The following is a 25,665-nucleotide window of genomic DNA, read 5'->3' as shown; positions in this document are numbered from 1 at the left end:
GCCGTCGCCGGATTCCAGCGACGAGAGGCGGTTGGTGTGGCTCGAGTGATCGGTGGCCCCGCGGCATGGCGTGGACCGGAGATCGTCGACTCCCCGGAGTGGAAGATCGAGCTGACCCCCGAGCACGTCGAGGAGCTGCGGGTCGCGCTGCGCGGCATCGACCAGCCCGACCGGTCACTGCGCTCGATCACCCGTGACGACTTCCCCCTTCCCACCCTCGCCTCCGTTCTGGCGGGCGTGCAGGACGAGCTCGTCGACGGCCGCGGCTTCGTGCTGCTGCGTGGCGTGCCCGTCGACGAGCTCTCCGAGCGGCAGGCCGAGCTCATGTACTGGGGCATCGGCCTGTACGTCGGCGTCCCGATCCACCAGAAGGGCGAGGACGACCTGCTCCTGCACATCCGTGACATGGGGCTCGACCGCAACGACCCGCTCGTCCGCGGCTTCCAGACCTCAGCGCGGCTCGACTACCACGCCGACTCCTCCGACGTCGTCGGCCTGCTGTGCATCCGGCCGGCCATGCGCGGCGGCGTCTCGACGATCGTCAGCGCCGTCGCCGTGCACGACGAGATCGTGCGCCGCCGCCCCGACCTCGCCGAGGTGCTGCACGAGCGCTGGTGGCACGACCGCCGCTCCGGCGACGGCCCCGAGAGTTTCTTCCAGTGCCCGATCTTCGCGGAGGAGGGCGGCAAGCTCTTCGCCCACTACGGCCGCGCCTACATCGACTCCGCCCCGCGCGGCGAGGGTGTCCCCGACCTCACCGCCGCGCAGGTCGAGGCCATGGACCTGCTCGACGAGCTGGACAACAGCCCGGACTTCGTCCTCAACATGAATTTCGCGCCCGGCGACATCCAGTTCCTCAACAACTATCGGATCATGCACGCGCGCACCGACTACGAGGACTACCCCGAGCCGGAGCGCAAGCGCGACCTCATCCGCCTGTGGCTCGTGCTCGACCGCGACCTCGGCCTGCCGCCCGACTTCGAGGCCGGCGGCATCACCCCCCGCTCCGCCGCCCTCAGCCGCTGATCCCGGGCGTCCCCGAACCCCCGCTGATCCCTTCCATGGAGCACTACATGAATCGACGTCTCAGATGGGTCGCGGCCGCTGCGGCGGCATCGCTGGCCCTCGTCCTGTCCGCCTGCGGCGGCTCCTCGGACACCGAGGTCGCCGCAGGCGCCGACGGCAAGGTCAAGCTCCGAGTCACCAGCCTGTCACTGTGCAACGAGCTCGGCCTCTACACCAAGGACGGCGGCTACTTCGACAAGCACGGCATCGACGTCGAGTTCGTCAAGGCGACGGGCGGCAACGCCGGTGTCGCGGCGCTGCAGTCGGGCGCGGCCGACGTCGTCACCGTGAGCCCGGCCGCGGTGTTCAACGCGATGGCCCAGGGCATCGACCTGACCATCGTCTCCGGCGCGGGTCGCACCACGCCGCAGACGCACGGCATCATCGTCAAGCAGGACTCCCCGGCGCAGGGCCCCAAAGACCTGGCCCAGGGCAAGACCCTGGCCGTCGTCGAGCTGTCCGGCACCGGCGCCGCGCTGACCAAGAAGTGGGTGGAGAACGCCGCCGGCGGCCAGACCGACCTCAAGTTCACCGCGCTGCCGTTCCCCGAGCTCGCGCCTGCGGTCGTCAACGGCACCGTCACCGCCGCCCAGGTCACCGCGTCGGAGATCTTCACGGTCACCAAGGCGGGCACGGGTCGTTCGATCGGCAACGCGATCTACGAGGCGTCCGGCGGCCCCACCCCGGTCTCCCTCTACGCCGTCTCGCCCGACTTCCTGGCCAAGAACCAGAAGACGATGGAGCAGTTCACCGCCGCCATGCAGGAGGCCGCGGTCAGCGCGAACGACCCGAACAACACCAAGAAGTTCGACGTCTTCTCCAGCTACTGCAAGCAGCCGGCCGCCGACCTGGCCCAGATCCCACAGGTCACGTTCGAGGGCAACATCGACCGGCCGTCGTTCATGCGCATGGTCACGGTCGTGCACGAGGCGGGCATGATCCCGCTGGACTTCGCCCCGGAGTCCAAGGTCGCCGAGTTCGCCTGGGCGCCCACCACCTGATCCCTGCTCACTCTCAGCGGCCCTGCCGTCCTCTCCGGGCGGCAGGGTCGCTGTCTTTCCAGGAGGTCCTCATCGCATGATCCAGATCGTGGTGGGCGACGACGAGGGCGCTGCGGTGCTCGCGGAGGTCGTCCCGGGGTGTTCGACGGTCGTCGTCCCGCGTTCCGGGCCGCCGCCGGCGGCCGCTCTCGGCGCCGAGGTGCTCGTCCCACCGTTCGCGGTGCGCGGCACCAGGTTCCGGGAGCTCGCGGCGTCGATGCCGCGGCTGCGGCTGATCCAGCTACTGACGGTCGGGACCGACCAGTGGCGCGACGCCGTCCCCGCCGGGGTCACGCTCTCCAACTGTCGCGGCGCCCACGACGGCCCCGTCGCCGAGTGGATCGTCGCCGCGCTGCTCGCGGTGCTCCGCGACCTGCCCCGCTACGTCCACGCGCAGGCCGGCTCGTCGTGGGCGCCCGGCCAGGCCGAGAGCCTTGCGGGTAAACGGGTTCTCGTCGTCGGGGCGGGGGACGTCGCCACCGCGGCGCGAACCCGGTTGGAGGCCTTCGGCGCGACCGTGACGCTCGTGGGCCGCACCGCGCGCCCCGGCGTCGAGGGGATCGCCTCGCTCGACGACCTGCTCCCGCACCACGACGTCTGCGTGCTCGCGATCCCGTTGACGGACACGACGGCCGGTCTGATCGGGGCAGCCCGGCTCGCGGCCCTCCCCGACGGCGCCGTGCTCGTCAACGCCGGCCGCGGCGGCCTCGTCGACACCGCAGCCCTCGACGCAGCACTCCGCGCCGGCCGCCTGCGCGCGGCCCTCGACGTCACCGATCCCGAGCCGCTCCCACCCGACCATCCACTGTGGAACGCTCCCGGCCTGCTGCTGACCCCGCACGTGGCGGGCCGCGTCGCCGGCGTGGGCCGCCGCGCCTACACCGTGGCCGGCGCCCGGATCGCGGAGTACCTCCACGACCCCGGAGTCAGAGGTCCAGCGTGAGCGAGCGCGACCGCGCCCGGCCGACGCACACGATCATCGACGTGCCGTTCGCGCGGTCGTCGTCGGTGAGGACGGTGTCGCGGTGCTCCGGGATGCCGTCGAGGACCCGGGTCTCGCACGCGCCGCAGTAGCCCTGCTCGCAGTCGTAGGACAGCGTCGGGATCTCGTCGCGGAGCGCGTCGATGAGCCGCCGGTCGGCCGGGACGGTCACGGTGCGGCCCGTCCGGGCGAGGACGACATCGAACGCGGTGTCGCCCGAGGTGTCCCAGACCGGCTGGTCGGAGGGGGCGGTGAAGCGCTCGACGTGCAGGTCCGCGGCTCGGCCGGCCGCCTCGCACGCGGCGGTCGCGGCGTCGATCATCACCGACGGGCCGCAGCAGTAGATCGCCGTCCCCGGCGGAGTGCCGGCGACGAGCGCGGCGAGGTCGGGGGTGCCGTCGGTGTCCTGGGGGACGAGCCGCAGGTCGTCGCCCAGCAGCGCGACGAGCTCGTCGGCGAACGCCATCGTCGAGCGGGTCCGGCCGCCGTAGACCATCCGCGGCCGCTGCCCGCGCGCGAGGAGGTCGCGGGCGATCGCGAGCAGCGGGGTCACGCCGATGCCGCCTGCGAGCAGGAGGTAGGCCGGCGCGTCGACGAGCGGGAAGCGGTTGCGCGGGCCGCGGACGGTGAGCGCCAGACCGGCGCGGACGACGTCGTGGACCTCCTTCGACCCGCCCCGGCTGGCTTCCTCGCGGAGCACCGCGACCATCCATGTCGGACTCCCGGGCGGTCCGCACAGCGAGTACTGCCGGATGCGGCCCGAGGGCAGGTGCAGCTCGACGTGCGAGCCCGGCGCCCACTCCGGGAGCGGGCTGCCGTCGGCCGCGGCCATCGTGAGGGCCATGACGTCGTCGGCCGCCTTCTCGGCGCTGGTCACCTCGACGCGTAGGTCCGTCACAACGAACGCCGCAGGGGCTGCGCCGAGTCGCGGGCCAGGCGTGAACGTCGCGGGCAGCGCGTCCCAGCCCGTCTGGTTGCCGCGCGTCGGGTACGGGACGGCCCGGTCGGCGTCGATCACGAAGTCCGGCAACCGGGTCAGGACCTGCCGCATCATCTCCCCGAACATCGCCCGCGCGAGATGGGCGCCCGCGCAGCGGTGCGTCCCGATGCCGAACGACAGGTGCCGACGGGCGTCGCGGTCGAGCCGGATCGTCTCCGGGTCGTCGAACACCTCGGGATCGTGGTTGGCCGCCACCCACGGGATGAGGACCCGCTCCCCGCGCGCCACCGGGCAGCCGCCGATCTCGGTGTCGGCCATGACGGTGCGGGCCATCGACTGCGACGGCGCGAACGCGCGCAGGAACTCCTCCGTCGCGTCGGTGAGCAGGTCGGGGTCGTCGATCAGGCGCTGCCGCTCCTGCGGGTGCGCCGACAGCCAGACCAATGTGGACCCGGTCAGCGACGTCGTGGTGTCGACGCCGCCCGCGATCAGCAGGAACACCACTGACACGAGCTCGTCGTCGGTGAAGGGGCGGCCGTCGGGGTGGGTGGCGGCGACCAGGGTGCTGACGGCGTCGTCGGTGGGCTCGGTGCGACGCTCGGCCAGCAGCTCGCGGATGCGGACCTCCAACGCGCCCAACGCTTCCCCGCCGCGACGGGCCCGCTCACTGCCGGCGACCGCGGCGAAGATGTCGTGCACGGGCTTCGCGTAGCGGGCCCACTCGTCGGTGCCGAAGCCCAGCCAGTCCAGTGTGACCGCGGCGGGCAGTGGGTTGGTCAGGTCGGCGACGAAGTCGACCGATCCGCGCTCGACGAACTCGTCGACGACCCGGGTCGCGTGCGCGGCGATCATGGGCCGCAACCGGTCGACGGCCTCTGGCGAGAGCAGCGGGTTGATCAGCTCCCGGTAGGGCGTCGAGCCGGGCGGGTCGAGCTCGATCGGCAGCTGCACCAGGCCCGCGCCGGGCGGGATGACGAACGAGACGCCCTGGTCACCGGCCGGTGCGCGTTCGGAGGAGAACGTCGCGTCGTCGCGGGCGATGCGGGCGACGTCGGCCCAGCGCGTCGTGTAGACGAAGCCGTCGTGCGCCGACGTCCGGCCGACCGGGCAGCGCTCGCGGAACTCCCGGTAGTACGCAACGGGATCGGCGTTGGCCTCGGCGCCGTGGTGGTCGAACTGGGGCTGGGTGGTCCGCATCAAGGGGACTCCGTCGTGGACGTACCTGCGCGCGGTGTTTCCCGGCCGCGCCACCGGGTCCCCCATTTTCTAGCCGAGCCTGACTGCGACGCCCTTCTCGCGGGTGTACTCGCGCAACGCCTCGTGGCCGACGCCGTGGGCGTAGCCGGAGTCCTTCTGCATCGCGAACGGGAAGCCGATGACACCGGCGTCGGCGAACTGGTTGACCGACACCTGCCCGGTCCGGACGGCCGCCGCGGCGCGCAGGGCGCGGGAGACGTCGGCGGTCCACAGGCAGGTGAGCAGCCCGAAGTCGGTGCCGTCAGCCAGGGCGAGGGCCTCGTCGTCGCCGGTGAACGTCTGGATCGCCAGCACCGGACCGAACACCTCCTCGCGCAGCAGCCGCGCATCGGGGGAGAGTGAGTCGACCGCAGTCGGTTCGACGTACCAGCCCTCGGGCGAGCCGCCCCCGGTCAGCACTCGGGCGCCCGTCGCGGGGAGCTCGTCGATGAACGCGCGGACGCGCGCGTGCTGCACGCCGCTGACCAGCGGACCCATGTCGGCGCCTTCGTCCCAGGCGCCCAGCCTGAGCGTGCGCATCGCGGCGATGACCCGGTCGCGGACCTCGTCGGCAATCGTGGCGTCGACCAGCAGCCGGGAGCCGGCGTAGCAGTTCTGGCCGGAGTTTTCGGTGATCGAGCCGACGATCGCCGGGATCGCCGTGTCGAGGTCGGCGTCGGCGAACACGACGTTGGCCGATTTCCCGCCCAGCTCCAGCTTCGCCGGCACCAGGTTCGCGGCGGCAGCCGCGGCGACCGCCCGCCCGGTCGCGGTCGAGCCGACGAAGCTGACGTGGTCGATCCCCGGGTGCCCCGACAGCGCCGCGCCGGCGACGCCGTCGCCGGTGACGACCTGCAACACGCCCTCGGGCAGCCCGGCCTCGGCCGCGAGCGCAGCCATCTCGATCGCGACCAGCGGGGCGATCTCGGACGGCTTGAGGACGACGGTGTTGCCCGCCGCCAGCGCGGGTGCGACGTTGGCGGCGGTGAGGACGGCGGGCACGTTCCACGGGATGATCACGGCGCACACGCCGAGGGGCTCGCGAAGCGTGTAGCCGTGGAAGTCGGGGCTGCGTGTCGGCAGCGTGACGCCGGTGATCTTGTCGGCCGCGCCCGCGAAGTACCGGGCGATACCCGAGGCGATGTAGACGTTGAGGATGCCGCCGCCGAGCGGCTTGCCGACGTCACGTGCCTCGACCGCGCCCAACCGCTCGGCGTGCTCGGCCATGAGGTCGGCCCAGCGGCCGAGGACCGCGCCGCGATCGCTCGCGGACGTGGCGGACCAGTCGCGGGCCGCGCGGCGGGCCACACCGACGGCGTCGTCCACATCGGCGGCGGTGGCGCGGGCGACGGTCGTGATGGGGGTGCGGGTCGCGGGATCGAGAACCTCGATCAGGTGCCCCCGGACGGCCGCGGTGGTCGTCGTCATGGGGGCGATCGTCACGGGAATCCATCTCTCAAGTCAAGATGGTCTCTCGTATTGTGTCGCACATGCGCCCCGTCACCGCCGCCGTCCTGCGCTCTCCCGACGGCCCGTTCGAGCTCGCCGACCTGCAGCTGGACGACCCGCGACCCGACGAGGTCGTCGTCCGCACGGAGGCCGTCGGCATCTGCGGGACCGACCTCGAGTTCGCCTCGATGACGGCAACGCCGGCCGTCCTCGGCCACGAGGGCGCGGGCGTCGTCGAACAGGTCGGTGCCGACGTCGAGGACCTGAAGGTCGGTGATCGGGTCACCAGGACCTTCGCCCGGTGCGGCACGTGCCGGTCCTGCTCGGCCCGCGCCTTCGCGTACTGCGAACGCTTCTGGGAGTACAACTTCATCGGCACCCGCCCCGACGGCAGCACCGCCCTGCGTGACACCGACGGCGCCCCGGTCAACGGGCACTTCCTCGGCCAGTCGTCGTTCGCAAGCCACACCTTGGCGCGGCGCACCAGCGTCGTCCGTGTCCCCGACGCGATGGACCTCTCCGTCAGCGCCCCCTTCGGCTGCGGCTTCCAGACCGGCGCCGGGGGCGTCCTGAACGTCCTGGGCCCCACGCCCGGGTCGTCGATCGCCGTGTTCGGCGCCGGCGCGGTCGGGGCCGCCGCGATCCTCGCCGCCGTCGTCGCCGGGTGCGAGAAGATCATCGCCGTCGACGTCGCGCAGAGCCGCCGCACGCAGGCCCTCACCCTCGGCGCGACGGACGCGGTCGACGCCGGGGAGGGGCTCGCCGAACGCGTCCGCGACCTCGCGGGCGGCGGCGTCGACTTCGCCGTCGACACCACCGGCCGGGCCGAGGTGCTCCGCGCCGCCGTGGAAGCCCTGGCGCCGCTGGGGACGTGTGGGGTCATCGGTGTCGGGGCCAGCGCCGAGATGAGCTTCGAATGGCGCTCGATCCTCAACGGACGCACCATCACCGGCATCATCGCCGGCGGCGGCGTCCCCGAGGAGTTCCTGCCGCGGCTCATCGACCTGCACCTCGAAGGCTGCTTCCCCGTCGACACCCTGCTGACCCGGTTCCCCTTCGCCCGGATCGACGACGCGATCGCCGAGCTGCGGGCGGGCCGCGTCGGCAAGGCGGTGCTGATGTTCGACTGATCCGTGCCGCCGGTCCTCGCGGGGCCGCGGAGGGTAGCGGCGATGGTCGTCACAGCGACCATCGCACTCACAGGTTCTGCGCGGGGACGGGCATCGCGCCGATCTGGACCAGCAGGCCGAGCATGTCGGTCGACGACCACCGCTCCACGCAGACACCGTCACGCATCCGCAAGATCGTGATGCCGCTCAACGCGACCGGGTTCCCCGTCGCCGGGACCCCATGAACTCGCCGTCGTGCGTGCCCGACAAGGTGAACCGGGAGACGATCCGGTCGCCGGAGCGGAAGGTGTCGTGCCTCGGTTGCGGCGATCGTGGCCCGATGTCCGGCCCGGCACACCGGCCATCGGGCCCTGCCCGGTGGCTCAGCCCCGCGGGCGGATCGACGCGCGCTCGTACAGCCGGCGCGACCACAGGTGGCCCGTGCCCGCGATCACGACGCACCAGCCGACCGCCACCAGCCCCGTGACCCCGACCGAGGTACCGGACAGCAGCGCCCGCAGCGTCTCGATCACCGGCGTGAACGGCTGGTACTCGGCGAACCAGCGCAGCGCCGTCGGCATCGAGTCGGTGGGGACGAAACCGCTGCTCAGGAACGGTAGGAGCATCAATATCATGGGGGTGTTGCTCGCGGTCTCGACGCTCTTGGCCTTCAGTCCGAGCGCGACGGCGAGCCAGATCATCGCCAGTCCTGCGAGGACGAGGAGCCCGATCGCGCCGAGCCAGCCGCCCATTCCGGCGGCGGGCCGGAACCCGACGGCGAACGCGACCGCGGTGACGGCGACCAGCCCCACGAACACCTGGATCAGGCTGCCGATCACGTGCCCGGTCAGCACCGACGTCCGGGAGATCGACATCGTCCGGAACTGGGCGACGATGCCCTCGGTCATGTCCATCGCGATCGAGATGGCCGTGCCCTGCACCGCGCCTGCGATCGTCATCAGCAGGATGCCGGGGACGACGTAGTTGGCGTACGCGGCGCGACCGGTAAGGCCGGCCGCGGGCCCGCCCAGACCCGAGCCGAGGGTCCCGCCGAAGACGAACACGAACAGCAGCAGGAACACCACCGGCATCCCGACCAGCATCACCGTCAGCGACGGGTACCGGAGCATCCGGCGGACGTTTCGCCGCAACATCGTGCGCGAGTCGCGCAGCAGGTAGGTGGTGGTGGTGGTCATCGGACCGCCTCCTTCGCAGAGGTGTCGGCCTGGCCGGCCGCCGCCGGGCGGGGGCGGCCGGTGAGGGACAGGAACACGTCGTCGAGATCAGGGCTGTGGACGGTCAGCTCGTCGGGCCGGACCCGGACGGCGTCGAGACCGTCGAGCACCGCACGCAGCGACCCGACACCGCCGTCGGCGGGGATCTGCAGGGTGAGCGTCTCGTCGTCGCGCTGGGCGCGGGTGAAGACGCCGGCCGCCGCGTCGAGCGCGCCCGGGTCGCCGAACCGGACGCTGATGTGCCCGCCGGGGATCATGCGTTTCAGTTCGGCGGCGGTTCCCTCGGCGACGATCCGACCCTGGTCGAGCAGCGCGATCCGGTCGGCCAGCTCGTCGGCCTCCTCGAGGTACTGCGTGGTCAGGAAGATCGTGACGCCGTTCGCGGCCAACCCGCGGATCGCGTCCCACATCATGCGGCGGGTGCGCGGATCGAGGCCCGCGGTGGGTTCGTCGAGGAAGATCACCTGCGGGTCGCCGATCAGGGTCATCGCCAGGTCGAGCTTGCGGCGCATCCCGCCGGAGTATGTCGCGGGTGCCCGGTTCGCGGCGTCGACGAGGTCGAACCGCTCCAGCAGCTCCGCGGCGCGGCGCCGGCCCTCGGCCCGGTCGAGGTGCAGCAGATCGGCCATCAGGACCAGGTTCTCCTCGCCGGTCAGCAGGTTGTCGACCGCGGAGAACTGTCCCGTCACGCCGATCGCGCGGCGTGCCGCGTCGGGATCGTCGACGAGGTCGTGACCGGCGATCCGGACCGTGCCGCTGTCGGCGGGGAGCAGCGTCGTGAGGATGTGGACGGTCGTGGTCTTCCCGGCGCCGTTGGGTCCGAGCAGGGCGAAGACCGAGCCGGCGGGGACGGCGAGATCGATGCCGTCGAGCACGACCTCCGCCCCGAACGACTTGCGCAGCCCGGTCACGGTGACCGCGTCGGATTGGTGGACGGACATGGGTTCTCCTCTGGCGAAGTCGCCGGTCTCAGGCGCGGCGGACGACGATGTCGCCGCTTCCGGTGTGTGCGTGGATCTCGACGGTCTCGGTGAAGCCGTCCGGGTTGTCGCGGGTGCCGAGGGAGTTGCGGACCTTGCCGGACGACGAGCTCACGTCGAGCCAGGCCGCCGTCCCGGGGCGGATGCCGACCTCGAGGACCCCGGACGTCGTCGTCAGTTCGACGGTGCCGCGGACGACCTCGTCGATGCGGACGCTGCCGTACGCCGTTCTGGCCGAGACCCCACCCTCGGCGCGGGTGATCCGGACGTCGCCGTAGAGGCCCGTGACCTGCAGGTCGCCGCCGGCGTGGCCGATGCGGGTGCTGCCGTAGTCGTTGCGGACGGTTGCCGCCGCGTCGAGCGTGCGGGCCTCGATGTCGCCGGAGGCCGTCGAGAGCTCCGCGGCGCCGAGGGCGTGCTCGACGTGGACCTCGCCGTAGGTCGTCTCCAGCGTCAGCGGCCCGCCCTCCTCGACGCGGATGTCGCCGTAGCGGGTGAACAGGCTGCACTCGCCGAGCGGGCCGTCGCAGCGGTACTCGCCCATCGAGACCGTGGCCTTCACGTGTGACCCGGCGGGCAGCTCGATGTCGAGGTTCTCGGCGGTGCTGCCACGCAGCCAGTCGAGTGCCCAGGCGAAGCGGCGTTGCGCCGGGCCCCGGACGGTGAGCTCACCGTCGACGAACGTGACCCGGGTGGCGGTGTCGGCGTCGGCCGCGCCGTCGGGGGTCACGGTGACGCGGGCGTCGGTGCGGTCGCTCGCGACGATGCGGACGCTGCCGTGCGGGAGGTCGATCGTGACCCGGACCGGCCCGGTGGTGTCGAAGACGTGTGTGGTCATCGCGTCAGCCCACCCATCCGGTCAGCCGGCCGCCGTGCGAGCGTCCGGCGCTCCTGCGTTCCGGCGCCGGGTCGAGGGCCGAGGTCGCCGCGCGGACGAGCCACGCGTTGACCGACAGTCCTTCCCTGCCTGCGGCCTCCTCGATCCGGGCCTTCAACGTCTCCGGCGGGCGGAAGTTGATCCGTGAGGTGGCGCCATCGGTGGCGTCAGGCTGGCTCGACGGGGCTACCGGGTGCTCCTCGGTGCGGGGGGCGGCGGGTCCGGCGGTCGGCACGGAGACGACGAAGTCGGGCTCGCGGCCGCGCAGTCGCAGGTGGACCGATCCCGGCGCCAGCTCGCGGGTGATCTCGTCGGTGGCGACGGAGAGTGCATCCAGCAGCGTCAGGCGGGTCGCGGACTCCAGCGCGGGTACCAGGCGCTCCGCCAGCGCCCGCATGTCGTCGCCACCGGCCTCCGCAGCCACGATCAGGTCGCGGCGGATGCTCTCGACATACCCTCCGATGTCCATGGCGCCACTATGGCGCCAGTGTGGCGCCATACGCAAGCGGACCAGCGAGAAATCTCTGCGGCGTCGAGCACCGTCGATCCGGCGGCGAGGGAGTCGCGGGTCGGGGACCGCGGGACGAGCCGGGCCGTCAGCCCCGCGACGGCACCCCGATCCGCAGGGTCTGCGCCAGGTAGTCGCGCAGCAGGTCCGGGTGGGCGGAGTCGGCGACGAGGCCGAGGTAGCCGTCGGGACGGATCAGGGCCATGCCGTCGATGGGCCAGCCGTAGGCCCGGGTGAGCGCGTCGTCGGCGCCGACCACCGTGCCGAGGTCGCCGAGGACCTCCCGCAGCTCGGCCTCGTGCTCGCCCCCCTGCACGACCAGCAGGAAGCCGGGCGTCGCCAGTAGGTCCTCGATCGCGACGGCGGTGCCCGCCGGGTCGGGGGCATGGTCGCCCGCCTTGACCGCCGCGCGCCCGTGCTGCACCGACAAGGCGCTGTCCCGGTAAGAGATCGTCGTCTCCGCCAGCGTCGCGGCCACGGCGTGGGCGACGGGCGGCAGGTGACCGACGAGGAACAGGGCGGCGTTGCGGACCGCCGCCTTCGGGCCGGTCGCGGTGCCGACGTTCGTCAGCGTCGTCGTCGCCCTGACCACCATCGCGCCGACGGGGTGGCGCTCGGCGTCGTAGCTGTCGAGCAGCGCGGAGTCGGCGCGGCCGCCCGCCACGAGCGCGAGCTTCCAGGCGAGGTTGGCCGCGTCCTGGATCCCGGTGTTCATCCCCTGCGCGCCTGCCGGGCTGTGGATGTGGGCGGCGTCGCCGGCGAGCAGGACGCGGCCGAACCGGTACCGCGGGACCTGCGCATGGTGGACCTCGAAGTACGTCAGCCACCGCGGGTTGCGGACGGTGACCCCGCCCCCCATGCGCTCGTCGGCCAGAGCCTGGATCCGGTCGAGCGTGGGGTCGGGCGCCCCGGCGCCGGGATCGTCGACGACGAACATGATCCGGGCCCGGTCGCCCACGAGCGGGAACAGGATGCCCATTCCGGTCGGGTGGGCGAACATGCGGATCGCGTCCGGTGCCCACGTGGTGTCGACGTCGACGTCGGCCATCGCGAAGTGCTGGCCGTGGAAGCTGCCCTCGAGGGCGGTGCCGGCGAAACCCCGGACGGCGCTGTGCCCGCCGTCGGCACCGACGACCCACCCCACACGAGTGGTCTCCTCGCCGTCGGCCGAGGTCAGGGTGACGTCGACACCGTCGGAATCCTGGACGAGGGCGGTGAGCCGCGTACCGCGCTCCACGGTGACGCCCAGCTCGGCGACCCGCTCGGCCAGTACCGCCTCGGTGTCGGGCTGCGGGACGTCCAGGACGTAGGGGTGGCGACTCGGGGCCGTGGTGACCTCCAGGCGGGCCCGGGTCTCACCGGTGCGGCCGTCGAGCATCTCCAGCGCAGGGATCCGACGGCCGCGCGCCTCCAGCCCGGGCAGCACGCCGAGCGCGGCGAGCATCTCCAGGCTGCGGGCGTGGACGCCGACGGCGCGGGACTCGGTGGTCGGCTCCGGCAGGGCGTCGACCAGCCGGACGGGCACGCCGAGGCGGGCGAGCTGGGCGGCCGCTGTCAGGCCGACCGGCCCGGCGCCCACGACCAGGACGGTGTCGGACGTGGTGATCATCGGATGGCTCCCGTGGAGTCGGGGTCGGCGGAGAAGGCGCCGGTCAGCGCGTTCTCCTGGTCGCGGTCGAGAGTGCTGACGAGCAGGTCGCCGTGCGAGCACCCGGCGCAGCCGCCGGACGCGGGAGTCGAGGGTGGACACGGACCGGTCGGCGCCGCGCTCGCCCCACGGGCCTCGCACCGCGTCGACGCCGACGGTAACCCGGCCGCCGTCGAGCCCTGGGGCCCGGCTCGTCGAACGTCCCCGGCTGCGCGGACGCGCTCGTCGCCGGTGTGCTGCGGTGGCCGCGCCGCCTACCGCATCGCCCGCGCCTGGCGCGCCCGGCCGGAACGCGGCCCGGCCGGTGGCGCTGCAGCTCGACCACGTCGGAGCCCAGGCCGCCACGGCGCCCGCACTCGCCCCGACGACCGCCGCCGGCGCCTCGGCACCGCCCGGAACTCTCGCCGACGCCGCCGGGGGTGGGCGGGCAGGATTCTGCCGCGCGGGCGATGAGTTCCGCGGGGACCCGGGGTCTACCCCGATGACACCGCAACACGCTCCCACGGAGGACGTCATGACCAAGATCGTCGCAGGCCTGTTCAGCTCGGTCGACGGGGTCGTCCAGGACCCGCAGGACTGGCACTTCCCCTACTTCGACGACGAGGTCGGCGCCGTCGTCGGCTCCCTGATGAAGCCGCGGATGCTGCTGGGGCGCAAAACCTATGTCGGGTTCGCCGAGCACTTCGCGCCGCTGGCCGGCGAGGAGTTCGCCGACCAGATGGCCGCCCCGCCCAAGTTCGTCGTCTCCACCACGCTGGAGACCGCCGACTGGGGCAACGCCACCATCCTCGGCGCCGACTGGGTGCAGCGGCTCCGCGAGGTCAAGGCCGAGGACGGGCCCGACCTCGGCATCACCGGCAGCGTCGTCCTGATCCGTTCACTGATCGCCGAGGGCCTGCTCGACGAGCTGCACCTGCTCGTGCACCCCGTCGTCGTCGGCAAGGGCCAGCGGGTGTTCGCCGACGGGGAGTCGTTCCCCCTGCCGCTGACCTCGTCGACCCAGCTGGCCAACGGCACCGTGCACCTCAGCTACGCCCCCGAGACCCGCTGAACCGGGACGTCGGGGCGGTGCGCGACGGCGCAGACCCCCGGTACCGCTGACCCCGGCCCGGCCCGGCCCGGCCCAGCCCGGCCCGCGCCCGCCGCCCCGCCCGTCCCGGGGCCTCCGACGGCCGGCAGCCCCACCCCGCTGGAACCCGGCGCACGCCCCACGACCGCCGGCCCCGGGACCGCGGCATCGACGACAGCGACCTGGCGTCCGTCGGGCCCGGCTCCGCCGCACCCCTTCCGTACGTGCCGCATCCGTTGCACGGGGTGCGGTAGGTGCGGAACCTGTGCGGCAGCGGGTGCGTCACCTCGCCCGCGCTCGGGGCGACGTCGACCGCCGGGCGCGGAGTCCGCCGATCGGGGGACACGCGCGTCGTCCGGGCGGTCGGCCGGTCGACCGATCCTGCCGCGGGCCGTCGCAGGAGATCGTTCTTCTACACCCGGAACGGCCGGGCGAACGATACGGACGGAGCAGGACGATGATGAAGAAGACACTGGTGACCGGCGGGATCGCGGCTGTGCTGACCCTCGGGGCGATCGCGACGGCAGGATCGGCCATCGCGGCGGAGTCGGCCGCCCCGAACGGTGTGATCACCCGCGCGACGACCTCGTACTCCAGCCCGTCGAACCAGAGCGCGCCGGTGTCGTCGCTGGCCAAGGACACCCCGTTGCAGGTCATGTGCTTCGTCGAGGGCCAGACGCCCCCCGGCAGCAACAACTTCAACTGGTTCCGGATCAACGACGCCAACGGCCAGTCGTTCGTGCACCGCGACGCGATCACTGTCGCGCCCGATCTGCGGCACTGCTGACCGGCGGGAGCGGCCGGGCCGACCGAGGGGGCGGGGGCCCGCCGGTCGACCGGCCCGGACGTCGCTCCCGCCGGGGGAGGCGGTCAGCGGCCGCGGGAACCGGGCGGGGCAGCGGGTGGCGGACCGGCGGCTCGCGCCGTGCGGCCCGCTGTCAGCGCCTGCCGGTGTCCCCGATGGTGCACAGGGGGCAGCGACGCCCGGGGCCGTCGGTGAGGTCGGCCATGCCCGGCGTCGCCGCCCGGCCGCAGATGGTCCGTCGGGCCTGCCCCGAGATCACCCTGTGCAGCAGGGCGTCCGACTCGATGCGGATCCATCGTTGCCCGTGGTGTTCGGCCGGCGGCTTGGGCACCTTCGGCGCGCGCGGGGCCTTCGGCGTGGAGACGGTGGGGCGGGTGGCAGGAGCGGGAACGACGGCGGGGGGAGGCGCCGGGTTCAGCGAGCGCCGCAGCCGGGCGACGCGGCGTTCCAGCTTCTCCGCGTCCTCGACCACCCGTCGCCAGCGCGCGTCGGTCCCGCTCGGGTCCTCGCTGCGCGCGGCGCGGTGGAGGTCCTCGAGCCGGTCGGTGAGCCCGTCGAGGTCGGCGTCGGCCGCATCCTGGATGCCGCGCACCTCAACCGTCAGCGCGTCCAGGGAGCGGATCGCGAGGTTGAAATGGTCGAGGGGGTGTCCCGTGTCCACGTCGGGAAAGTCTATGCGGCGGTGTCCGTGGGGGCGGCGACGGCCTGATCGGGCACCCGCGCTCGTCTGCGACGATCGTGGCCGTCACGTCGAGGACAGCGAGGGGGACCGATGCCGCGCGATCTCGATCTGCGCAAGGTGCGGTACTTCGTCGCGTTGGCCGAGGAGCTGCACTACGGGCGGGCCGCGCAACGGCTGCACATCGCACAACCCGTGCTCAGCCGCCAGATCCGGGCGTTGGAGGCCGAGCTGGGCGCGGTCCTGTTCGTCCGCGACCGCCGCGGCGCCACGCTCACCCCGGCCGGCCGGACGTTGCTCGACGACGCGCCCGCGCTGCTCGCGGCCGCGGACGCCGCCCGCCGCCGCGTCGCCCGGGAGGCTCGTGGTGCGGGCACGTTCACGATCGGTTTCATGCCCGGCCTGATCGTCACGGCCGTCGCGGCGGCCATGGAGGAGTGTCGGCCGGGGCTGCGGGTCGAGGTCGTCCGCACCGGCTGGGACGACCAGGTCGAGGTGCTTCGCGACGGCCGCGCCGACGTGTCCTACGTGCGTCTGCCCGTCGACGGCCGGGACCTGCGCCTCGTCGACGTCGCCGAGGAGCCCCGGGTGGTCGTCCTCGCGGCCACGCACCGGTTGGCGTGCAAGGACGTGGTCGCCCTCGCGGACCTCGCGGGGGAGCACCTGCTGCAGAACCCGGACGCCGTGCCGGAGTGGCGTCGCGTCGCGACGGAGATGCGGTCCACGGTGCCGCGGGTGGCGGAGGAGGTCCGCTACTCGGTCGAGGAGAAGCTCGAACACGTCGCCCGGGGCCGGGGGATCGCGGTGCTGCCGGAGTCGGTCGCGCGGTTCTACCAGCGGCCGGACGTGACCGTCGCGACGATCGTCGACATCGGTCCGAGCCGTGTCGCGCTGGCGTGGGAGTCGGCGCGACGCAGCCCGCTGATCAGGGATTTCACGGCGCTCGCGACCCGTGGCCCCTCGGTGGTCGCCCGCCCGTGAGCGCGGTCAGGCGAGCAGTGCGCCCCCGTCGACGGCGGTGACGGTGCCCGTCGCGAACGGCTGCGTCATGCAGTACAGGAACGCGAGCGCAGCGTCGGTGACCTCGCCGACCCTGCCGAGGGGGACCGTCGGGCCGGTCGCGGCGTAGAGCGCCTCGCTGTCGACGCCGGCCACGCCGTCCCACATGGGGCTGCGCAGCACCCCCGGAGACACGGCGTTGACGCGGACGCGGGGCGCCAGCTCCACCGCGAGCGCCCGGGTCAGTGCCTCGACCGCACCGACGATCGACGCCGCGACCGACCAACCGGGTGAGGGCCGGGCGCCCGCGGATCCCGTGGTGAGCGTGATCGAGCCGCCGTCGCGCAGGTACGGCAACGCCGCGTGGACCGCGGTGAGGGCGCCGAAGTAGCGCAGCTCGAAGAACCGGTGGGCCCGGTCGAGGTCCAGCTCGGCGACCGGCATCAGCGACAGGGGCTCGCCCGCGGTGAACGCGATGTGGTCGACGGCGCCGAGGTCGGCGAACACGGCCGCGACGGCTGCGGGGTCGGTGAGGTCGGCGACGACGCCGTGTGCGGTGTCCGGCAGGGCCGCGAGCGCCTTGTCCACACTGGACCTTCTGCTGGAGACGACGGTGACCCGGGCGCCCGCCCCGGCGGCGAGGCCGGCGGTCGCCAGCCCGACGCCGGACGTGCCGCCGAGGACCACGACGTCGGAACCGTCGAGTCGGGTGGTGCGTGCGGTGGTGAGGTCCATGTGGCCACGGTGCGCCCACGGAGGCGGCCCCGTCCAAGACCTGTCCGGCTGTCTGTGATGCCGTTCGGGTATCGAGAACCGGCGGGGCGGGGACGCGTCACCGCGCGACGGGGAGCGACGCGAGCAGCCGCGCCGCGTGGTCGGCGCCTCGCCGGCACCGGCATCGGCGTAGAACTGCGCGGCCGGCTCCAGCATGTCGTGGCGACGGTCGCTGGAGCGACCAGCGCCACCCACGACCGGTCGCCGCGTCGTGAGCCGGTCAGAAGTCGACGATCTCCATGTCCGTCGGCAACCGGCCGGTGTGCCCGGTCCGCGGCACCCCCGGCACCAGCGCGACCGGGGTGCCGTCGCTCTCGGCGGCGTCGAACGCCGCCGTGTCGACGATCCGGCCCGTCACCGTGAACCGGTCGACCAGGTACGGCAGGCCCTGCGACCCCACCGGCGACGGCCCGTCCGTCACATGGATGTGCAGGTGGGGGGCCACGGAGTTGCCCGTGTTCCCGACGAGCCCGAGCACGTCGCCGCGGCGCACCGCGTCGCCCGGCCGCACCCGGACACTGCCGGGCTGCATGTGCGCGAACGTCACGAAGTTGCCGTCGCCGATGTCGAGGAGCACGAAGTTGCCGTCCGCCCTGTCGATCGGGATGCCCGTCGGATAGGTGCCCGGCACCTGCTCCGGCTCGCCGTCGTGGCTGTCGACGACCGTGCCGTCGGCGACCGCGACGATCTCCTCGCCGAAGATGCGGTAGCTCGCCGGGTTCGTCTTGTCGCCCGAGTAGATGCGGCCGCCCGCGCCGACCTGCTCGTAGTCGATCGCGAACCGCTGCGCGAGCATGGGGGTGCCGTTGATCGGCAGCTGCGCGCGGGTGTGGCGGACCGCGTCGCAGCAGCCGTCGCCGACGATGTAGCCCTCGCCCCTCAGCGGCGGGCCCAGCACCGGCAGCCGCCGCTGCGTCACCGGCGTCGCCCCTACGTTCTCCTCGACGGCCTGCTGCCCGGCGACGGTCACGGCGACCCGGTGGGTGAGCCGCTGCGGGACCGGCGCCCCGCCCGCCATCGGGACGTGCACGAACAGGGTGCCGTTGCGGCCCGCTGTCAGCGCGGCACCGGAGCCGTCGCCACCCAGCGGCCGCAACCGCGAGGCCAACGTGGCGCCGGCGTAGGTCAGCACGGTCGCACCCGACGCCGGGTCGACGACGTCGACCTCGTCGACCTCGTCGACCGTGACCGTCCCGCTGGTGAAGTTCGTCAGGGACAGCTCGTAGACGAGGTGCGTGCGGTCGTCGTCGCCGAGCACCGGCACCGACGCGTACGGCACCGCAGCCACGACCGGGGTGAGCACGGGAGGTGCGGGCGCGCCGGGGGGCGCACCGCTCGCGGCGGGCCCGGGCGCCGGCGCACAGGCCGACAGCAGGGCGACGGAGGCGGCCACCGCGACGGTGGCGGCGAGGGTGCGGGTTCGGCTCGTCACCCCTCCGAGCGTCGATGACGGTCCGGTGTGGGCCAACGGACCTGGCCCTCGCGCGACACCGGACCCAGGTCCCTTGCCGGCCCCTGCGCCAGGTGCCGGATCACCGCGAGTACCCGCCGGTGGTCGTCGTCGGCCGGGGGCAAGGCAGAGCGCGTCGTAGATCCGGGACACGTGCCCGACGACGGCCTTCTCCGTGATCGACAACCGGCGCCCGATCGCGGCGTTGGTGCGGCCCGCGGCCATCAGCGCCAGGACCTCCTGTTGGCGGGGCGTGAGCCGGTCGAGGGCATCGTCGTCGCGGCGGGCGCGCGCCATCATGAGCGCGATGATCTCCGGGTCGAGGACGGTCCCACCGCCAGCGACCCGCTCCAGGTCGGCGACGAACGTCGCGACGTCGGAGATCCGCTGTTTGAGCAGGTACCCGACGCCGGTCGGGCGCTCGGCGAGCAGCTCGCGGGCGTAGCGGCGGTGCACGTGCTGGGTGAGGACGACGATCGCGCCGACAGCGCCGGAGCGGTGCAGCCGCAGCGCCGCGACCAGGCCCTCGTCGCTGAACCCCGGCGGCATCCGGATGTCGGTCACGACCAGGTCGGGACGACGCTCCCCGGTCTGGCGCACGAGGTCCTCGGCGTCCACCGCGGTGCCGACGACGTCGTGGCCCGCATGCTCCAGCACATGGGTCAGGCCCTGCCGCAGCAATGCCTCGTCCTCACCGATCATGATCCGCACGGCAGCTCCACCATCAGCCGGGTCCCGCCGCCCGCGGGACTGTCCACGTCCATCCGCCCACCCAGGGCGACGACCCGGTCGGCCAGCCCCCGCAGGCCCGACCCCGCGCGGGGTGTCGCCCCACCAGCGCCGTCGTCGGCCACCACGACGTGCAGGGCGTCGCCTCGGTGCTCCAGCTGAACGTCGAGGCGGGCCGCGCCGGAGTGCTTGAGCGCGCGGGGAACGGAGCAGCAGGTGCACCACCAGCGCGATCGACGCCGTCGCCAGCACCGTGCCGACGGCGACCAACACCGGCACCAGCGTGTTCAGCAGGTTCGCGAGCAGCCACACCAGCGACCCGCCGACGAGCAGCGGCCCCGTCCGGTTGCTGGGTCGCCGCCACCACGCGAGCATCCCCGCGCCCAGGTAGACCCAGCCGACCAGCGTGAACCCCACGTACAGCCACACCGGTCCCGGTGTCGACGCCACCAGCGCGATCTCGACGGCACCGAGCACGAGGACCGCGGCCGCCACCGTGAGCAGCGCGAGCCCGAGGGACCGCGCGAGCGGTGTACGTCCACCGGTGAGGGACATTCCGGAAGAATCCCAGCGGGGCCGCCGCCTGCCCAGGGACCTGGGTCGGGCGTGGGCGCGGGGGGACGCGGACCACGCCTTGCCAACGACCGGCGCCGAGGACGACGGTGGGGTGGACGCCACGACGACCGATGAGGACGCGATGACCGCAGCCACCCGCCTCCGGTCGGTCCTGCGCCCCGTCGCCACCCACGGCGCGTCGATCGGGCACTGGGCGCTCGTGCTCGCCGCGCTCGGCTACCTCGCCTGGCAGTCGCCCGACCTGCTCCGCTCCGCCGCCGCGGCCGGCGCGGCGCTCACCCGGCTGAACTGGACCTGGACGGGCGTCTGCGCGCTGCTCGCCCTGGCCGCCCTCGCCGTGTACGGGGAGCTGCACCGTCGGCTGCTCGTCGGCGCCGGAGCGCCTGTCGGGGTCGTCCCGATGCAGGCCATCACGTTCGCGGAGAACGCCATCTCCAGCACGGTGCCGGTCGTCGGCGGGGCCGGTTCGATGGCCTACTCGATCGCCCGGCTGCGCCGCCGCGGCGTCGATCCCACGCTCGCGTCGTGGTCCGTCGTCCTGCCCGGCGCCCTGTCGACGATCGTGCTGATCGTCCTCGCCATGGTCGTCGCGGGCGCCGCCGGCTGGTTCCCGGTGTGGCTCGCCGTCGTGCTCGGACTCGCCGTCGCGCTCGGGTCGGCGCTGCTCTGGACCGTCCTCACCCGGCCCGCCGTGCTGCGTCGCGCTCTCACCGGGCTACTGCACGTCGGGCGCCGCATCCCGTGGGTGTGTCGTGGCTGCCGCGGAGCCTGGGCACTCGACCCCGACACCGTCTCCGACCGGCTCACCGCCCGCATCGGCCTGCTGCGCCCCACGCCGCCGCAGTGGACCGTGCTCGTGGCACTGGCCGTCGTCAGCTGGGGTCTCGACTACCTCGCCCTGTCCGCCGCGGCCACCGCCGTCGGCATCCCCGTGGAGTGGGCGTCGCTCGCCCTCGGGTTCCTGGCGGTCCAGGCCAGCATCGCGCTGCAGATCCTCCCCGGCGGCGCAGGTCTCGCCGAGGCCGGGCTGCTCGGCACCCTCGTCGCCGCAGGCGTCGGCGCCGGACCCGCCGCGGCGACCGTCCTCGTCTACCGCCTCATCACCTGGCTCGGCCTGTCCGTGATCGGCTGGGTCGTCTACGCGGTCCAGATCCACGCCGGCCCCACACATCGCCACCGCCACGCCCCCGAGCTCACCCCCCACACCACGTGACCGGGCCCGGCCCCCGACCTGGCCCGGACGCCGGCACGGCCCGCCACCGCGGGGTGCGGGACGGGCCGTGGACGGCGATCCGGGGTCAGGCGGTAGCGCTCGCGTCGCGACGCGGGAGCACCCAGTCGGGCCTCGGGAAATGACAGGTGTAGCCGTTGGGGATGCGCTCCAGGTAGTCCTGGTGCTCGGGCTCCGCCTCCCAGAACGGGCCCGCGGGCTCGACCTCGGTCACGACCTTGCCGGGCCACAGGCCCGACGCGTTCACGTCGGCGATCGTGTCCTCCGCGATATCGCGCTGGTCGTCGTTCACGTAGTAAATCGCCGACCGGTACGACATGCCGACGTCGTTGCCCTGCCGGTTCTTCGTCGTCGGGTCGTGGATCTGGAAGAAGAACTCCAGCATCTCGCGGTAGCTGGTCTCGGCCGGGTCGAACACGATCTCGATGGCCTCGGCGTGCGTGCCGTGGTTGCGGTATGTGGCATTGGTGACGTCGCCGCCGGTGTAACCGACGCGCGTCGTGACGACGCCGGGACGGCGCCGGATCAGGTCCTGCATACCCCAGAAGCACCCCCCGGCGAGGATGGCCTTCTCGGTCTGGCTCATGTCGGGTTCCTTCCGTCGTGGGCCTGCCACCACGGTCAACACGTGGAGGGGGGTCACCCATCCCCGGAAGGCGCTCGGACCGGCGGTGGTGGCGGTCACCCCAGCATGCTCCCCGGGACGGCTCGGCGACAGAGGGAACGGACATGTCGCGGCGCCCTGGCCCGGACGGCCGGGGCGCCTCGACGGGTCGATCAGCCGAAGTCGGCGGGGGCGAACGCGCGCGGCTCGACCAGCACCATCCAGTTCCCGGAGTTGTCGCGGGCCACCGCCTCGACGCCGTACGGACGCTCCTCCGGCGGGTTGATGAACTCCACACCCTTGGACACGAGGTCCTCGAAGGTCTTGCGGCAGTCGTCGACGTTCATCCCCAGCCCGTTCATGCCGCCGCCGTCCTGCGCCCGCCTGATCGCCTCGACCATCTCCGGCGCGAACGGCGGACCCGGCACCGTCAGATGCACCTGCAGCTCGGGCTGGTTCGGGTGCTTCACCGTGCACCAGCGGTAGCCGTCGCCGATCGTGATGTCGGTGTGCTCCTCGAAGCCGAGGACATCGATGTAGAAGGTCTTGGACTCGTCGACGTCCTTGACGAAGACGCTGGTGATGCTGATGTTGGTGATCATGCGGTCAAGGCTAGGAGGGGTCCGGCCCCGCGGGCTTCTCCTGGATTGCGGACTGCTTCTCCGCCAGGCCCCACATGAACACCCAGCAGCCGGGGATGCGCGGCGCCCCCGCCTCGGACCAGCGCCGCTGGAACTCCTTCGGCGTCTCCCCGACGATCTCGCGGAACCGGGTGCTGAACGAGCCCAGGCTGGAGAAGCCGACCGCGTGGCACACCTCGGTGACCGTGAGGTTGGTGGCCCGCAACAGGTCCTGCGCCCGCTCGACCCGCCGCTGCGACAGGTGCGCCGCCGGTGAGAGCCCGTACGCGGCGGTGAACAGCCGCTGGAAGTGGTACTTGCTGATCCCCGCGACCGCCGCGACGGCTCCGAGGTCGAGCGGCTCGGTGTAGTGACTGTCGATGTGGTCGCGCGCCCGGCGCAGGTGCACGAGCACATCGCCCGGTACCCGGACCTGCGGTTCCCCCACGCCACCGGAGTCTAGAGCGGTCTGCCCGCAGGCCGGCGCCGGAACGTCCGGGTGGGCGTCGTGCGCCCGACGCCCGGGGGTGGATCCGGTCGACCGTCACGCGGCACACTCCGTGAATGGGTGAGCGCAACGACTCGGTCCTGTCCATCGGCAGTACCGGCTCGATCCTGTCGATCGGCAGCAGTGGCTCGATCCTGTCGATCGGCTCGACGGGGTCCATCCTGTCGATCGGGTCGGCGGGCTCGTTCCTGTCGGTGTGGTCGATCGCGTCGTTCGGCAGTGTCGCGTCGATCTTCAGCGGGCTGTCGGAGCGCTCGTTGTTGTCGTGGCGGTCGCGCCGCGCCGTGCTGTCCTCCGGGGTGGACAACCGCGCCGGGGTGACGCCGATCAGGCCGTCGCGGATGGGGTGATCAGGGGGTTTGCCCCCTCACAGCGGGGGAGTGCCCGATCGATCCGGGCCGCCGGCCGGGCCACTGTGGTGCGAACACGACCACGGCGACGAAACGGACGGTGCCCGATGCTGCACGCCGAACCGGAGACCGACGCCGGGACCGACCCGGCCGAGCTCCACACCCTCGTCCGGCAGCACGGGACCGGCAGCCTGCCCGCCGAGCTGGTCACCCGGCTCCACGACGAGCGGACCGCCACCCGCGACCCGTTCCTCGTCGACTACCTCGACGGCGTCCTGTCCGGTTCCGGTGGGCAGCTGCAGATGCTGCTGCTGGAACGGGTGCGGTCGGCCGCCGCGCTGTCGGCGGAGGACATGGCGACGCTGCTGGTCGCCGACGTCGTCGCCGACGAACGCGGCGGCGCCCGGGCGGAGCCGGCGGGGAACCGCCGCAGGGTCCGGCACGCGCTGCGGTTCGTCGCCGTCGCCACCGGCACCCCGTTGGCCGACACCGACCCGCCCGCGTTCCCGGCGGGCCCCGCCGAACCGTGGTTCGAGCGCACCGCCACCGCCGCCGACGGCGACGAGTTCGCGCTGGTCCGCGTCCTGCAAGCCCGGGAGATGCTGTTCACCGTCCTTGCCGACGACGTCCGCGCGGCCACGCTGGCGGTTCGCGACGGCCGCGTCGCGGAGGCCGGCGAGCTCGTCGCGCACGCCACGACGATGTTCGACCGCGCCGCCATGCTGTCCCGGGTGATCACGATCCCGCTCGCCGGTGACGTCCGGTCGGAGCGCTACGAGCGGTTCGCCGCAGCGTGCGGCCCGCTGGGCAGGCGGCTGGGCGAGGCCCGCCCGGACACCCTCGCCGCGACCGTTGCCGCCCACCCCGACTCCGAGCTCCTCCCCGCCCTCGACCTGCTCGACGAGGCCCGGCGGCGCTGGGCGGACCGGCTCGCCGCCGACGCCGCCCGGGTCGCGGCGCCCGAGGCCGACGCCGCCTGAGCGGTTCCGGCGACCGTGCCGCCGGGTGTCGGACGCCGTCCACGCGAAGCTCGGTGTCGCGGACCGGCTCGACGCGGTGCCGCGGTCGGCGGCCGCAGGCCTGGTCCGGGCCCCCGGGCGCGACCTAGTGTCGAGGACATGGACATCCCGGTGCTGGCCTTCGACCGGGCGCGTCGCGCCGACGGCACGTTCGACCCGCAGTTCCTCGACGCCCTGCGCGCCGCGCTGCACGAGGTCGGCTTCCTGCAGCTCACCGACTTCGGCGCCGCACCCGGGCAGGTCGCGGAGTTCACCGACGTCGTCGGCCGCTTCTTCGCGCTGGCGCCGCACGAGCGCCTCGCCCTGGACAACCGGCTGTCCCCGCACTTCCGCGGCTACACCCGCCTCGGGCACGAGATCACCGCCGGTCGCCCCGACGCCCGCGAGCAGCTCGACTACGGCCCCGAGCTGCCGGTCCGGCCCCGGCAGGAGTGGGACGCGCCGTTCCGGTTGCTGGAGGGCCCCAACCAGTGGCCCGACGCCGCGCTGCCCGAGCTGCGCACCGTCGTGCTGGCGTGGGCCGACCTGCTGTGCCGGGTCGCCGACGAGCTGACCCGGGCGGTCGCGGCGTCGCTCGGGTTGCCCGAGGACCAGTTCGCCGACGCCTTCGCCGGTGAGCCGCACTGGTTCGGCAAGCTCATCCGCTACGTCGGCGCCGACTCCGACGGCCCCGACGCCCAGGGCGTCGGCCCGCACGCCGACTGGGGTTTCCTGACCCTGTTGCTGCAGGACGGCACCGGCGGGCTGCAGGCCCGGCCGCCGCGCGCGAGCGAGTGGGTCGACGTCCCGCCCGTCGACGGCGCGCTGGTGATCAACGTCGGTGAGATGCTGGAGGTGGCCACCCACGGCTACCTGGTGTCGACAGTGCACCGCGTCCTGCCCTGCGCGCCGGGGACGACGCGGCAGTCGGCAGGTTTCTTCTGGTCCCCACGCCTGGACGCGACGCTCGACGCCGTCCCGCTGACACCGGAGCTGGCGGCGAACGCGCCGGGTGTCGGCGAGTCCGCGCACAACGTGCTGCTGCCGCGGTTCGGCGACAACGCGTTGAAGGGCTGGTTCCGCTCCCACCCCGAGGTCGCCGAGCGCCACCATCCGGAGCTGGCCGCCGAGCTGGCCGCGACCGCGGGGGCCGGTCGACCCTGAGGTCGCGGGTACGTGGTTCCCGTCATGTCGGGAAGCGACG

25 protein-coding genes are annotated in these 25,665 nt (G+C 73.4%); 11 read left to right on the top strand and 14 right to left on the bottom strand.

What is annotated here, in order from left to right; translation table 11 throughout:
• Positions 1-36: 36 nt before the first annotated feature.
• The 3 genes from AB7F12_RS00245 (at position 37) to AB7F12_RS00235 (ending at position 3,048) form a co-directional block, all read left to right on the top strand.
• Positions 37-1,026 (top strand): TauD/TfdA family dioxygenase, encoded by a 990-nt coding sequence (locus tag AB7F12_RS00245; RefSeq protein ID WP_428499855.1) that lies wholly within the window; start codon positions 37-39, stop codon positions 1,024-1,026.
• A 47-nt stretch (positions 1,027-1,073) separates the two neighbouring features.
• Complete coding sequence (locus AB7F12_RS00240; RefSeq protein WP_428499854.1) at positions 1,074-2,066, top strand: ABC transporter substrate-binding protein; 993 nt, start codon at positions 1,074-1,076, stop codon at positions 2,064-2,066.
• 76 nt (positions 2,067-2,142) lie between these two features.
• Positions 2,143-3,048, top strand: coding sequence for an NAD(P)-dependent oxidoreductase (locus AB7F12_RS00235; protein WP_428499853.1), 906 nt, complete (start codon positions 2,143-2,145; stop codon positions 3,046-3,048).
• On the opposite strand, the gene AB7F12_RS00230 is transcribed toward AB7F12_RS00235, so the two are convergent.
• Together AB7F12_RS00230 and AB7F12_RS00225 are read right to left on the bottom strand one after the other, a co-directional pair.
• Entirely contained in the window at positions 3,032-5,224 is a 2,193-nt protein-coding gene (locus AB7F12_RS00230; protein ID WP_428499852.1) for a cytochrome P450/oxidoreductase, read from the bottom strand. The genes AB7F12_RS00235 and AB7F12_RS00230 overlap by 17 nt on opposite strands.
• 69 nt (positions 5,225-5,293) lie before the next feature.
• Positions 5,294-6,691 carry an aldehyde dehydrogenase family protein gene (locus tag AB7F12_RS00225; RefSeq protein ID WP_428499851.1) on the bottom strand — a complete coding sequence of 466 codons (1,398 nt, stop codon included), beginning with the start codon at positions 6,689-6,691 and terminating at the stop codon, positions 5,294-5,296.
• A 62-nt stretch (positions 6,692-6,753) separates the two neighbouring features.
• On the opposite strand from AB7F12_RS00225, the gene AB7F12_RS00220 reads away from it, so the two are divergent.
• A complete protein-coding gene (locus AB7F12_RS00220; RefSeq protein WP_428499850.1) occupies positions 6,754-7,842 on the top strand; it encodes an NAD(P)-dependent alcohol dehydrogenase in 1,089 nt (362 codons plus the stop codon).
• A 67-nt stretch (positions 7,843-7,909) separates the two neighbouring features.
• Here the strand turns inward: AB7F12_RS00220 and AB7F12_RS00215 are convergent, their stop codons facing one another.
• The 6 genes from AB7F12_RS00215 to AB7F12_RS00190 all read right to left on the bottom strand — a co-directional run bounded on the left by AB7F12_RS00215 (position 7,910) and on the right by AB7F12_RS00190 (position 13,030).
• Positions 7,910-8,179 carry an ester cyclase gene (locus AB7F12_RS00215; RefSeq protein ID WP_428499849.1) on the bottom strand — a complete coding sequence of 90 codons (270 nt, stop codon included), beginning with the start codon at positions 8,177-8,179 and terminating at the stop codon, positions 7,910-7,912.
• A gap of 25 nt (positions 8,180-8,204) precedes the next feature.
• Positions 8,205-9,017, bottom strand: a complete 813-nt coding sequence (locus AB7F12_RS00210; protein ID WP_428499848.1) for an ABC transporter permease — start codon at positions 9,015-9,017, stop codon at positions 8,205-8,207.
• Entirely contained in the window at positions 9,014-9,997 is a 984-nt protein-coding gene (locus AB7F12_RS00205) for an ATP-binding cassette domain-containing protein (RefSeq protein ID WP_428499847.1), read from the bottom strand. Before AB7F12_RS00205 ends, AB7F12_RS00210 begins: the two co-directional genes overlap by 4 nt.
• 28 nt (positions 9,998-10,025) lie before the next feature.
• Complete coding sequence (locus AB7F12_RS00200) at positions 10,026-10,874, bottom strand: DUF4097 family beta strand repeat-containing protein (protein ID WP_428499846.1); 849 nt, start codon at positions 10,872-10,874, stop codon at positions 10,026-10,028.
• A 4-nt stretch (positions 10,875-10,878) separates the two neighbouring features.
• The gene (locus tag AB7F12_RS00195) at positions 10,879-11,382 is read right to left on the bottom strand and encodes a hypothetical protein (protein WP_428499845.1); all 504 of its coding nucleotides are present in this window, start codon (positions 11,380-11,382) and stop codon (positions 10,879-10,881) included.
• A 127-nt stretch (positions 11,383-11,509) separates the two neighbouring features.
• Positions 11,510-13,030 (bottom strand): FAD-dependent monooxygenase, encoded by a 1,521-nt coding sequence (locus AB7F12_RS00190; RefSeq protein ID WP_428499844.1) that lies wholly within the window; start codon positions 13,028-13,030, stop codon positions 11,510-11,512.
• A gap of 553 nt (positions 13,031-13,583) precedes the next feature.
• On the opposite strand from AB7F12_RS00190, the gene AB7F12_RS00185 reads away from it, so the two are divergent.
• Complete coding sequence (locus AB7F12_RS00185; protein ID WP_428499843.1) at positions 13,584-14,120, top strand: dihydrofolate reductase family protein; 537 nt, start codon at positions 13,584-13,586, stop codon at positions 14,118-14,120.
• Positions 14,121-14,595: 475 nt separating this feature from the next.
• Positions 14,596-14,925 carry a hypothetical protein gene (locus AB7F12_RS00180; RefSeq protein ID WP_428499842.1) on the top strand — a complete coding sequence of 110 codons (330 nt, stop codon included), beginning with the start codon at positions 14,596-14,598 and terminating at the stop codon, positions 14,923-14,925.
• A gap of 151 nt (positions 14,926-15,076) precedes the next feature.
• Here AB7F12_RS00180 and AB7F12_RS00175 read toward each other — a convergent pair whose 3' ends face one another.
• Positions 15,077-15,604, bottom strand: a complete 528-nt coding sequence (locus AB7F12_RS00175) for a hypothetical protein (protein WP_428499841.1) — start codon at positions 15,602-15,604, stop codon at positions 15,077-15,079.
• A 111-nt stretch (positions 15,605-15,715) separates the two neighbouring features.
• Between AB7F12_RS00175 and AB7F12_RS00170 the strand changes: the two genes are divergently transcribed.
• Positions 15,716-16,603, top strand: a complete 888-nt coding sequence (locus tag AB7F12_RS00170; RefSeq protein WP_428499840.1) for a LysR family transcriptional regulator — start codon at positions 15,716-15,718, stop codon at positions 16,601-16,603.
• A gap of 6 nt (positions 16,604-16,609) precedes the next feature.
• On the opposite strand, the gene AB7F12_RS00165 is transcribed toward AB7F12_RS00170, so the two are convergent.
• Both AB7F12_RS00165 and AB7F12_RS00160 read right to left on the bottom strand, forming a co-directional pair.
• Positions 16,610-17,356: an SDR family oxidoreductase gene (locus AB7F12_RS00165; RefSeq protein ID WP_428499839.1), complete on the bottom strand. Its 747-nt coding sequence runs from the start codon at positions 17,354-17,356 to the stop codon at positions 16,610-16,612.
• 259 nt (positions 17,357-17,615) lie between these two features.
• Positions 17,616-20,129 (bottom strand): peptidoglycan DD-metalloendopeptidase family protein, encoded by a 2,514-nt coding sequence (locus AB7F12_RS00160; protein WP_428499838.1) that lies wholly within the window; start codon positions 20,127-20,129, stop codon positions 17,616-17,618.
• A 142-nt stretch (positions 20,130-20,271) separates the two neighbouring features.
• On the opposite strand from AB7F12_RS00160, the gene AB7F12_RS00155 reads away from it, so the two are divergent.
• On the top strand, positions 20,272-21,363 hold the full coding sequence (locus tag AB7F12_RS00155) for a lysylphosphatidylglycerol synthase transmembrane domain-containing protein (protein ID WP_428499837.1): 1,092 nt from the start codon (positions 20,272-20,274) through the stop codon (positions 21,361-21,363).
• Positions 21,364-21,448: 85 nt separating this feature from the next.
• Here the strand turns inward: AB7F12_RS00155 and msrA are convergent, their stop codons facing one another.
• The 3 genes from msrA to AB7F12_RS00140 form a co-directional block, all read right to left on the bottom strand.
• Positions 21,449-21,967: a peptide-methionine (S)-S-oxide reductase MsrA gene (gene msrA / locus AB7F12_RS00150; RefSeq protein WP_428499836.1), complete on the bottom strand. Its 519-nt coding sequence runs from the start codon at positions 21,965-21,967 to the stop codon at positions 21,449-21,451.
• 191 nt (positions 21,968-22,158) lie between these two features.
• Positions 22,159-22,587 (bottom strand): VOC family protein, encoded by a 429-nt coding sequence (locus tag AB7F12_RS00145; RefSeq protein ID WP_428499835.1) that lies wholly within the window; start codon positions 22,585-22,587, stop codon positions 22,159-22,161.
• A gap of 10 nt (positions 22,588-22,597) precedes the next feature.
• Positions 22,598-23,053 carry a helix-turn-helix transcriptional regulator gene (locus AB7F12_RS00140; protein WP_428499834.1) on the bottom strand — a complete coding sequence of 152 codons (456 nt, stop codon included), beginning with the start codon at positions 23,051-23,053 and terminating at the stop codon, positions 22,598-22,600.
• 116 nt (positions 23,054-23,169) lie between these two features.
• Here AB7F12_RS00140 and AB7F12_RS00135 point away from each other — a divergent pair, with 116 nt between their 5' ends.
• The 3 genes from AB7F12_RS00135 (at position 23,170) to AB7F12_RS00125 (ending at position 25,625) form a co-directional block, all read left to right on the top strand.
• On the top strand, positions 23,170-23,463 hold the full coding sequence (locus AB7F12_RS00135; protein WP_428499833.1) for a hypothetical protein: 294 nt from the start codon (positions 23,170-23,172) through the stop codon (positions 23,461-23,463).
• Positions 23,464-23,570: 107 nt separating this feature from the next.
• Entirely contained in the window at positions 23,571-24,443 is an 873-nt protein-coding gene (locus AB7F12_RS00130) for a hypothetical protein (RefSeq protein ID WP_428499832.1), read from the top strand.
• 138 nt (positions 24,444-24,581) lie between these two features.
• Positions 24,582-25,625, top strand: a complete 1,044-nt coding sequence (locus AB7F12_RS00125; protein WP_428499831.1) for an isopenicillin N synthase family dioxygenase — start codon at positions 24,582-24,584, stop codon at positions 25,623-25,625.
• The last annotated feature ends 40 nt before the right edge of the window (positions 25,626-25,665 follow it).

It is taken from the genome of Pseudonocardia sp. (assembly GCF_050250275.1).
Lineage (GTDB): Bacteria > Actinomycetota > Actinomycetes > Mycobacteriales > Pseudonocardiaceae > Pseudonocardia.
The sequence above is the reverse complement of the archived record's forward strand: the minus strand, read 5'-3'. Positions and strand labels throughout refer to the sequence as shown.

Excerpts from the sequence above, each read along its gene's own strand:
- AB7F12_RS00170 (WP_428499840.1), top strand. The coding sequence starts at position 15,716 with ATGCCGCGCGATCTCGATCTGCGCAAGGTGCGGTACTTCGTCGCGTTG.
- AB7F12_RS00220 (WP_428499850.1), top strand. The coding sequence starts at position 6,754 with ATGCGCCCCGTCACCGCCGCCGTCCTGCGCTCTCCCGACGGCCCGTTC.
- AB7F12_RS00180 (WP_428499842.1), top strand. The coding sequence starts at position 14,596 with ATGATGAAGAAGACACTGGTGACCGGCGGGATCGCGGCTGTGCTGACC.
- AB7F12_RS00190 (WP_428499844.1), bottom strand. The coding sequence starts at position 13,030 with ATGATCACCACGTCCGACACCGTCCTGGTCGTGGGCGCCGGGCCGGTC.
- AB7F12_RS00210 (WP_428499848.1), bottom strand. The coding sequence starts at position 9,017 with ATGACCACCACCACCACCTACCTGCTGCGCGACTCGCGCACGATGTTG.
- AB7F12_RS00205 (WP_428499847.1), bottom strand. The coding sequence starts at position 9,997 with ATGTCCGTCCACCAATCCGACGCGGTCACCGTGACCGGGCTGCGCAAG.
- AB7F12_RS00130 (WP_428499832.1), top strand. The coding sequence starts at position 23,571 with ATGCTGCACGCCGAACCGGAGACCGACGCCGGGACCGACCCGGCCGAG.
- AB7F12_RS00145 (WP_428499835.1), bottom strand. The coding sequence starts at position 22,587 with ATGATCACCAACATCAGCATCACCAGCGTCTTCGTCAAGGACGTCGAC.
- AB7F12_RS00165 (WP_428499839.1), bottom strand. The coding sequence starts at position 17,356 with ATGGACCTCACCACCGCACGCACCACCCGACTCGACGGTTCCGACGTC.
- AB7F12_RS00235 (WP_428499853.1), top strand. The coding sequence starts at position 2,143 with ATGATCCAGATCGTGGTGGGCGACGACGAGGGCGCTGCGGTGCTCGCG.
- AB7F12_RS00155 (WP_428499837.1), top strand. The coding sequence starts at position 20,272 with ATGACCGCAGCCACCCGCCTCCGGTCGGTCCTGCGCCCCGTCGCCACC.
- AB7F12_RS00160 (WP_428499838.1), bottom strand. The coding sequence starts at position 20,129 with ATGTCCCTCACCGGTGGACGTACACCGCTCGCGCGGTCCCTCGGGCTC.
- AB7F12_RS00135 (WP_428499833.1), top strand. The coding sequence starts at position 23,170 with ATGGGTGAGCGCAACGACTCGGTCCTGTCCATCGGCAGTACCGGCTCG.
- msrA (WP_428499836.1), bottom strand. The coding sequence starts at position 21,967 with ATGAGCCAGACCGAGAAGGCCATCCTCGCCGGGGGGTGCTTCTGGGGT.
- AB7F12_RS00230 (WP_428499852.1), bottom strand. The coding sequence starts at position 5,224 with ATGCGGACCACCCAGCCCCAGTTCGACCACCACGGCGCCGAGGCCAAC.
- AB7F12_RS00185 (WP_428499843.1), top strand. The coding sequence starts at position 13,584 with ATGACCAAGATCGTCGCAGGCCTGTTCAGCTCGGTCGACGGGGTCGTC.
- AB7F12_RS00125 (WP_428499831.1), top strand. The coding sequence starts at position 24,582 with ATGGACATCCCGGTGCTGGCCTTCGACCGGGCGCGTCGCGCCGACGGC.
- AB7F12_RS00200 (WP_428499846.1), bottom strand. The coding sequence starts at position 10,874 with ATGACCACACACGTCTTCGACACCACCGGGCCGGTCCGGGTCACGATC.
- AB7F12_RS00225 (WP_428499851.1), bottom strand. The coding sequence starts at position 6,691 with ATGACGACGACCACCGCGGCCGTCCGGGGGCACCTGATCGAGGTTCTC.
- AB7F12_RS00240 (WP_428499854.1), top strand. The coding sequence starts at position 1,074 with ATGAATCGACGTCTCAGATGGGTCGCGGCCGCTGCGGCGGCATCGCTG.
- AB7F12_RS00195 (WP_428499845.1), bottom strand. The coding sequence starts at position 11,382 with ATGGACATCGGAGGGTATGTCGAGAGCATCCGCCGCGACCTGATCGTG.